This window comes from Nodularia sp. UHCC 0506 (genome assembly GCF_034931045.1).
In the GTDB taxonomy this organism is placed as follows: Bacteria; Cyanobacteriota; Cyanobacteriia; order Cyanobacteriales; family Nostocaceae; genus Nodularia.
Map to the genome: position 1 here is coordinate 70,238 of NZ_JAYGHH010000017.1, position 8,869 is coordinate 79,106.

The window sequence follows — 8,869 nt, forward strand, 5'->3', positions numbered from 1 at the left end:
GATGCACTGACTTCATTGTTACTCATTTAGCTGCAATCTGCTGTAAATGCCGATTAGCTTAGTGCCTACTTTTTTTTGCTGTCACTTCTATCTCAATCCGCATTCTAGTATCTGAAAGTCCAGCAACAATCATTGTTGCTGCTGGTCTGACATCTCCTAAATATCTACGAATTACTGGCCAGCAAATTTCAAAGTCTTCTCGAATAGGTAAAAAGTAACGTACTCGCACTATATCCTGCATTATCAGTCCTGCCTCTATTAAGGCCGCATTAATGTTTTGAAAACACTGCTCTGTTTGTTGTACAACATCATCAGATATGGTCATCGTACTGTAATTAAAACCCGTGGTACCAGAAACAAAAACCCAGTCTCCATCAACAACGGCTCTGGAATAACCAATTTCTTGCTCGAAGATAGAACCAGAAGATATAAATTGACGACTCATTAATTGCGGCATCTCCTTCCAAATCTATTTACAATTAAACCACTACCTGTTGTGACCTGCAATTATAAACGCCCAAGCCTGTAATCATCTATAATTGCAAATAATCCTGCTGAAATTCTGCCTTCAATTTTGTTAATTTTTTGAACTATTTTGCTGTAAATAACTTAAAAATGTGTTAGCTATAATAGCTGCTTGTGTGCGATCGCGCAAATTCAACCTGTTTAAAATATTTGTGACATGATTTTTAACAGTCCCCTCTGATATATAAAGTTGTTGGGCAATTTCTCGGTTATTAGCACCTATAGCAATTAACCGCAGAACCTCTTTTTCTCTGGGAGTAAGTTCTGCCAAACTAGAAGGTACTGGCGGTAACTCAGTTGATGTCAGCGTGGAAAATTGAGTCACAAGTTTTTTGATGATTCCAGGGCCTAGTTGTGTATATCCCTTATGAACTGCGCGAATAGCTACAGCCAACTCTTCTGATGGTGTATCTTTGAGCAAATAACCCATTGCCCCATTCTCTAAAGCTGCTTTGACATACTGATCATCATCAAAAGTTGTTAAAACTAAAATTTTCATTCCTGCACAACGTTTTTGAATTTCTCGCGTAGCTGCAACTCCATCCATGATTGGCATTCTGATATCCATGAGAATGACATCAGGTTGTAGTTGTTCACTCAACTTAATTGCTTGTTCGCCATTTTCTGCCTCACCAATTATTTCTAAATCTGCTTCTAGTTCTAATAATGCTTTTAATCCTTGACGAATTAAGTTTTGGTCATCTACTAATAAAACTGTAATCATCTAATTAAACTCAATAAGGGAATATCAACTATAATTTGGCAACCAGAACCAGGATGACTATTAATTTGAAATTCGCCTCCTAGTGCTAAGGTGCGATCGCGCATACTTTGTAGTCCAAAACCAGTGGTATTTTGCATGATATCAAAACCTTTGCCATTATCTTGAATTGTTAAGCGGAAACTTCCTTTAGTTGTGGTAATTTCTAGTTTAACTTCTGATGCTTCTGCATATTTAGAAATATTTGTCAAAGTTTCTTGAATAATTCGGTAAATAGAGATAATAACGTCAGATGCTAGAGAATATTCTAGATGAATTAAGCAAAGGGTTGAAATGCCATTGATTCGCTGAAAATCTTGTAAGAGAATAGCGATCGCTTGTTCTAAAGTCTGGTCTTGCAAGGGATTCTGCCGCATAGTAGAAACAGAATGGCGCACATCATTGAGCGATTTAGAACCCAGTTCTTTAGCCCTAGCTAAAAATGTTTGAGCTTTAGCTGGGTGAGATTGCCATAATTTTAAAGCCGTTTCTAATTGCAAATTTAAGGCTGTTAAAGAGTGTCCTAATGAATCATGTATTTCCCTAGCAATCCGATTTCTTTCTTCCAAAGTCGCTTGATTTTCAATTTTTAAAGCATATTGCCGGAGTTTTTCGTTAGCAATAGCTAGTTTTTCTCTACTTTGGCGTTCAGATATGACTGTATTCATCAACAATAAAATAAAAATTAAACTTAAGCCAAATATTAGCGCCAAACTGAGAGGAAAAAACCGGAAGCGCTCTTGTGCCTGGGGTGGTAATGGTGGTTTAGGAAAGCGGTATTGTAGTGTTATTAAAAATAAACTAAAGGATATAATTGTAACTAATAAACGTCCAGGCAATTTAAATATGAGACAACTGCGAGTTACCAAAATTATGTAAAGAAAAGGAAATAATCGCGCAATTCTTCCCCCAAAGAATCCCGTTGTGGCAATCAAAAGAATTTCAGTTGCCGTATACACAATTTTAGTTAAGTAGTTTGTAGTAGGTAATCTTAATCCCATTAAACCAAAAATAATTAAACTTAAAATAGTCAGTTCAGGAAACTTAGTCATAAATCGCGGTGAAGGAGATGGTAAGGCAGCTGTAAAAACCGCGATCGCTAATAATGCCCACTCCAAATACAGTAAAAATCGAAAAGGATGATTGTTAAATTGAATAGAACGACTCATAAAATTTAAAGTTGTGATTTTATTGGGATAATAATACCGCAGGGCAAAAGTCAAAATTCAAAAAGCTGATGCTGTAGGCTTTTCGTTACATTAAAATGGTAGCTTTATTTACACAGTACTGTACTAAAAATTTTGGAGAATATTCAATTTAATCAACCAAAGTTATTTTCTATCTTGAGATTAATTTATATTTATATGTAATTACTAATCACAATTTTTGGTAATGAGCCGTGACTAAAGTCATGGTTGTAATCGTGACTTTATCCTCATGTCACTGTAATTAGAGATTTCCTATGATAGTGACATCCAATCAGGAAACTACACGAAAACCGCTATGAAACTCAAGTCATTATCATTGTTAGCTGGAGCGATCGCCTTAACTTTAACAGCAATACCTTTTGCTGTTCAAGCACAACTGAGATCATCTTCGCCGCTACAAATAGCACAAATGCCCGAAAAAGGAAAAGGTGAAAGGGGTCCTTGGCAACGCTTAAATTTAACAGAAGCCCAAAAAGCTCAAATGCAAACAATTAAAAACAATACTCAAACTCAAATAGAGGCAATTCTCACCCCAGAACAAAAAGCGACATTAGCAGAAGCAAAAAAAGCCCGCCAAGAGCAACGACAAGCGGGACAAGGGCAACGTCCCCAGAAGGGTTGGGCTAACTTAAATCTGACTGAACAACAAAAAACCCAAATGCGCCAAATCCGGGAATCATCGAAAGAACAAATGTTAGCAATCCTTACCCCCGAACAACGCCAACAAATGGAGGAAATGCGGCGAAATATGCGCGCGCGCCGTCAGCAAAGTAACTCTCAATAATCTCAACCATTCTTAAAATACACAATAAATTTGGGGTGGGCAAAACTGCCCATCTCATCTCAAAAAACCTATGATCCAAACCTCTGTTAATTCCCCAAATCCCACTCCTCACCTGCAAAAATTTTTAGATTTACTTGATCGTACAGCCGACGCACAAGGTTGGAGTGTTCCCCAAATTGTAGACTTAGAGAAATTGCGTCACCTCCCCACTGGCACATTTGGCAGAACTTGGGCTAATTTTCTCGATGCACATCACTTAAAACCTTTCACCACAGGCACTCGCCGCAAACAACTACATGACGGTATTCATGTCCTCACGGGTTATGGTACAGACCCCATTGGAGAAGCCGAAGTACAAGCATTTTTATTAGGAGCTAAATTTCAATTATTTCAAATTATTTTAGGGTTAGGATTATTGCGAGTTATCCATAGAAATTTAGATGCTCGACAACAGTTTAGCTGGGACAGATTGTGGCAAGCATACGAACGTGGTTGTAATTCTGACTTTGACCCAGATACTTGGCAACCAGAATCACTCTGGCACTTACCGTTAACTGATGTGCAGAATTCCTATTTCCCACACAGTAAATAAAAAATTCAGCCAATACTTAGTAAAATTTAGGAGTTATGAGTTATGAGTAAATTAAGACTCCTAGCTTAATTTAAAATGTCTCAAGAATTCGTCATTGGTAGTAAAGTGCGAGTTGTAGCACTACCGCCCTACGTCAAAACAGCAGATCCCATGCCCATGCTACGCCCCCCAGATGTGATTTGTTTAGGGGAAGAGGGAACAGTCCTAGATCGCCGCCCTGGAGGATATTGGGGTATACACTTTGCCAAAGGCAAATTTCTTTTGGATAGTCAATATATTGAAAGCATAGATACACCCCCGGAATCTGATTTGGAAGGAGAAGAGGACGACTAATAATTGTAAACTTATGTAAAGTTATAATTTTGGTCTGCACCATGATTTCTCGGCGCAATTTTTTAAATATATTCCTTGTCGGCTGTTTTGCTGTTATCAGTTGGTTGCATCTTACCCCGGCCGCTGGTGCTATGGGTGGTAAACTGCCAGCAATCAATCAGCCTGCACCAGAGTTTACTTTGCCAACTAACACAGGTGATGGCAATATTTCTCTGTCTGACTGGCGCGGTAAGTGGGTAGTTCTCTACTTTTATCCCAAAGACTTTACATCTGGTTGCACCATTGAAGCTCGTCGTTTTCAGCAAGACTTACCCAAATACATCGAAAAAAACGTTCAAATTATTGGTGTGAGTGCTGATGATATTGATTCACACGCCGAATTTTGTGATTCAGAGGGGCTAAAATTTCCCCTATTAGCTGATACCACTGGCGCGGTGAGTAAAGCTTATGGTTCTTGGATCGGTGTTGTATCGATGCGCCATAGTTTTATCATCGATCCCGAAGGAATTTTGCGGGAGACTTTTGTGAAAGTTAACCCATCAATCCACAGTACAGAAGTTCTGGCACGACTTGACAAATTGCAAGCTATGGCTGCGCCACGCCAGCTATCAATCTCTTAGGGTTCAGTAATTTGAGATGAGGAAGTTAATTTGACCGCAGAGGCAGTGCCTAACCCCTCTGCCTTCCTCATTACAGACAGCAATAAAAATAGCTGTAATATTCGGCGAAGTTTGACTAAGATCGCCAATCATCTAACTGCGTCACTAGAAAATAGCGCACATGATCAACGAAAGAAGATCCCCATTTGTTAGTGCCATGTCCCATCCCAGGAACAACATAACAAGCACCATCGCCAAAGCACTTAGCACATTCTTGAGCATCTCTAACGCTAACAATGGGGTCGTTAGCACCGACCAAGAAGCGAACTCGACGCGGAGGCTGAACCCTCTCAACATAAGTCATTGGGTTACAAGCAAAACTATGATCGTCAGGGTATTTGAGATTATTGACTAATTGTAAAACCTGAACTAAAGGTTTCATCTCTGGTTTAACTCGCCCCAAGATTACTTCTGCTAGTCCACCAAAAGGTGAAGCTGCTAACTCTGGTAAAATTGGGTATCCCCAGCTTTGAGCAAAAGACTGGAGATTAGCATGACCAATCGTTCCCAGTAGCCGTTCTCCAAGACCATCAGCAGTAAAGGCATAGGCGGCCTGTAAAACTCCCATACTGACTCCAAATAGTGCCAAGCGACTATCGCTGATGCCGTAGCTTTCATAGCAGAAGTCACGTACTCTAGCAATATCAATTGCTATCTGGCGAAAGATGTGCAGGAATAGCTTGGTGTCAAAGCACACACCCCGCTCAATTAATGGCTTAATCTCATGTTCCACTACAGCAGTGAAGCTACGTACTAGGCTACGCTCACCGGACAAGGGTGTATCGAACAAAGCTACAGCTATGCCCATTTGTGTCAAAGTTGGCACAATGAAAGCATTCAAGCCATAAGGCGCACACATCCCTTGTAAACCAATCACCAGAGGCGTATGTTGTACAGGTCGATTCTGTGGTAAAAAGATAGCAACAGGAAAGCCACTTAATCGCTCATCAATATCAGCTATTCCAGTATAAGGGAAAGACTCTTCAAACCAGTAGCGATGACCATTTACACCTTCAAAATTAATTGCATCTGGCCCGTAAATAGGCATAGTAGATAGGTAGTAGAGGAATTAGTTAAGTTAATACTGACAGACTACTAAAATACGGTGTAAATAGGGATACCTTTCAAAAAATCCTAAAGCCCAAAATAAAAGTTTTTTAACTTTTAACTTCCGTCCTGCTGTACTAGTGTCTCATATTTCCTGCCTCATCTATTTTCGCCTGTTTCTTGAAGAAGCGATCGCCAGTTTTCAATTGCCTTTTCTGTCCACAACCAATTTTTACTCAATTGCTCGATCTGAAAATTGACGGGATCATTAGTAATTACGCTTTTTCTCAACTTGATAGCTTCATTGAGGTATTGCCTTTGTTTATCACTAGCAGGTTGACTAGATGCCGATGTATACAGCCCCAAAGCTAATCCAGCATAAGAAGTTAAAGCTTCCTTAGACAATTCCGTATTGATAGCTACTAGTTCAGTAGAGGCTGTATTTTTCTGTTTGAGAGCTAAATCTAAAGCCTTGAACCAAGAATTATTAGCTCGATTTAAATCAGCTTCTGCATAGTAGGCAAATCCCAAGGCATTTTTATATAAAAGCGAATCTGGTTGAGATTTCACAGCACTTTCCCAATAACGACGGGCATCATCAATACTGTATTTTGTGTCTCCAACCTGGACAAACTGCCACGCTAATCTCCCCTTAAAAAAGTTCACAGATGGATCATTGAGTTGATTTTGTGGAACTAAATTCAGGGAAGTTTCAGCAGCCGATAATGCACCCCGATTCAGCAATTCTTCTACAGATAGCAACCCCTTTTGTAATTCCCCCTGGCTTAACTTTTCTGTAGCTGTGGCGGTAACAATTTCAGTAGCAGCTTGTGTGATGTCGGTTTCTGGCTGATTTTCGCGGATGCGAGATTGAGTAGGAATTGGCGGTATTTCCGGTAAAGATGGCACTTGTCGATTTTGCCACCACCAACTCAAACCCAAAATAATAGCAGCACCTACGGTCAGCTTCACTAACGTATTTGCACCCAAAATACCCATAATCGGTCGCAGCTGATCACCGATAACAGGTTGAGGACTTAATGGGGTTGATGGTGATGATTCCCTGAAAGTGGGGTTATTCCCCTCTTGTATGAAATTGCCAGTGGTTTCAGTGACAGTTTCTGGTACTTCTCCCCATAATTCTTGACCCAGGGGAGCAATATCTGACACAGCTGCGTCTTGGGGAAGTTGCTTGTCTTTCATCGGTTGCACAACTTCTGGATTCAATGCCAGTTGCTCATTTGCAGCTTTTTGGTTATCTAGCTGACGAAACAAATCTGAAACTAAAGCCGAATCTTCTGCATAGTGAGGGTCATCATCATACTCAATTTCATCCACCAGATCGCCCCACGTCTCTTCACCTAGCCAGTCTAGTCCGGAAGAATCATGACCTAAACCAGAAGAAATCATTTCATCGATGGGTAACGAGATGTCGGTATCATCCGCCATTGCAAAATACATCGCAGTGGGATTTGCCCTTAAAGGCCGATTATGACTATACCCATTGAGTGAATCTGCACTTAAAGATATTTCTGGACACAAAAGACCATCAAAATCTTGTTGGAGATATAGAATCGGTAATGCCCAGTAACTCTGGTGAGAACCATAAGCAGAAATTAATCCCTGGCGTACTCGGCTAACACATAAATCTACCGTATAGCCCTGGCTGAGATTGCGGTAAAACAATTGTGTCAACGTCAGCGCTACTTCATCGGGAATTCGTTCTGACATTGCCAAAACGCCCCTAATACCTCGCCTGACTAGGCTTTCTGTCAAGTTACGTTCACCCGTCATATCCCCGACGGGATCGGATGTAGCTGTATATGCTCCCCAACAGGAATTAAACACAGCCATTTGAATATTATTATTGACCAGCAAACCTGCTAAATCATCACCACTCAGAGTTTCCGTTAAGCCAGTTCTTCTACTAACAAGATAAATCTGTCCACCATTTGGCCCTAAGTTGCTATGACCAGAGTAGTGTAGAACTTGGTATCTTCCTTGTTCTAAAGCTTGTGTTAGTTCTTCGCGCCCTGGTTGGTCTAGCAGGGTAAGTTCAATATTGGGAAAATGAGTACCATTTTCATTAGTCCGTGATGTTTGACGATGAAGTTCAGCTTGGAGGTTAATAGCTTCTTGTTTAAGCAAATCGAGGCGAACTTGATCAGGAGGAGAAGCCAATACCATTAAAACTCTCACTCCGCCAGTTTCTGGTGGTGTTGGTCTATTTCTGGATGGTAAACGAGATGTTGCCATGATCCCGCTTTGGTAGCGAGAAAAAGCAATATAAGGGCCAGTAGCCAGGGGGCGATCGCCTGCGTGCATCACTTCCCACGGCAGACGTGCTAACTTGATATCTTTTAGCCCCAAACGTAGGCGCAGTAACTGTTGGTGGTTCTGGGCAATACCTTGGGCAGTAATCCAACTGTCTCTGAGAGTGCCTTGAAACAGTGCATTATAAAATTGCTGTCCCAATGCCACCAGATTAACAGAGTTTCTGGCAACGCCCTCTCCCTGCAACACTGATTTTAGTGGGTCATTCATGAGATTTCCCGCAGATGCCAACCACTCAGCTACAGGCCAAGTTACCAATTCTTCTGCCAATGGTACCCCAGGTGCGACTTGTTCCGTCCGCACCAAGTAGTCATTCTGCCCTACTGGGGTTACGGAAATGTGAAATTCCTGGGTCACAACTTTTCCTGTTCGCCTCCTAAATCTAGTTTGAAACGCGAAAGTTTCAATTCGATTTTTCGCTCCTTCTGATACCTTAGATGCATCCTGCTACTGAATGTTTCTGAACCAAATTGTTTTTTTGCCTCGGCTATAAGTTTATCTGGATTAGCTTGCATCTGGCTAAAAAAAATTTATTTCTAGATGCACCTGGATTTTCAGACCCCTTAGTAGGCTAATGCTGATTGAGAGGTTTTTTATTTTTGCTCAACAGCAACCATAATTATGATC

Annotated in this window: 9 protein-coding genes; 4 read left to right on the forward strand and 5 right to left on the reverse strand. The window is 40.8% G+C overall.

What is annotated here, in order from left to right:
* Window positions 1-58: 58 nt before the first annotated feature.
* The 3 genes from VB654_RS12350 to VB654_RS12360 form a co-directional block, all read right to left on the reverse strand.
* On the reverse strand, window positions 59-445 hold the full coding sequence (locus VB654_RS12350; protein ID WP_323214058.1) for a RidA family protein: 387 nt from the start codon (window positions 443-445) through the stop codon (window positions 59-61).
* Window positions 446-577: 132 nt separating this feature from the next.
* Window positions 578-1,249, reverse strand: coding sequence for a response regulator transcription factor (locus VB654_RS12355; RefSeq protein ID WP_323214059.1), 672 nt, complete (start codon window positions 1,247-1,249; stop codon window positions 578-580).
* A complete protein-coding gene (locus VB654_RS12360; protein WP_323214060.1) occupies window positions 1,246-2,454 on the reverse strand; it encodes a sensor histidine kinase in 1,209 nt (402 codons plus the stop codon). Before VB654_RS12360 ends, VB654_RS12355 begins: the two co-directional genes overlap by 4 nt.
* Window positions 2,455-2,788: 334 nt before the next feature.
* Between VB654_RS12360 and VB654_RS12365 the strand changes: the two genes are divergently transcribed.
* The 4 genes from VB654_RS12365 (at window position 2,789) to VB654_RS12380 (ending at window position 4,822) form a co-directional block, all read left to right on the forward strand.
* Window positions 2,789-3,277: a P pilus assembly/Cpx signaling pathway, periplasmic inhibitor/zinc-resistance associated protein gene (locus tag VB654_RS12365; RefSeq protein WP_323214061.1), complete on the forward strand. Its 489-nt coding sequence runs from the start codon at window positions 2,789-2,791 to the stop codon at window positions 3,275-3,277.
* Window positions 3,278-3,347: 70 nt separating this feature from the next.
* On the forward strand, window positions 3,348-3,869 hold the full coding sequence (locus VB654_RS12370) for a Coq4 family protein (RefSeq protein WP_323214062.1): 522 nt from the start codon (window positions 3,348-3,350) through the stop codon (window positions 3,867-3,869).
* A 75-nt stretch (window positions 3,870-3,944) separates the two neighbouring features.
* On the forward strand, window positions 3,945-4,202 hold the full coding sequence (gene sipA / locus VB654_RS12375; protein WP_323214063.1) for a regulatory protein SipA: 258 nt from the start codon (window positions 3,945-3,947) through the stop codon (window positions 4,200-4,202).
* A gap of 41 nt (window positions 4,203-4,243) precedes the next feature.
* Window positions 4,244-4,822 carry a peroxiredoxin gene (locus VB654_RS12380; RefSeq protein WP_323214064.1) on the forward strand — a complete coding sequence of 193 codons (579 nt, stop codon included), beginning with the start codon at window positions 4,244-4,246 and terminating at the stop codon, window positions 4,820-4,822.
* A 115-nt stretch (window positions 4,823-4,937) separates the two neighbouring features.
* On the opposite strand, the gene VB654_RS12385 is transcribed toward VB654_RS12380, so the two are convergent.
* Window positions 4,938-5,909, reverse strand: a complete 972-nt coding sequence (locus VB654_RS12385; RefSeq protein WP_323214065.1) for an alpha/beta hydrolase — start codon at window positions 5,907-5,909, stop codon at window positions 4,938-4,940.
* A 158-nt stretch (window positions 5,910-6,067) separates the two neighbouring features.
* Window positions 6,068-8,599, reverse strand: a complete 2,532-nt coding sequence (gene hetF / locus VB654_RS12390) for a cell division protein HetF (RefSeq protein ID WP_323214066.1) — start codon at window positions 8,597-8,599, stop codon at window positions 6,068-6,070.
* Window positions 8,600-8,869: the final 270 nt, after the last annotated feature.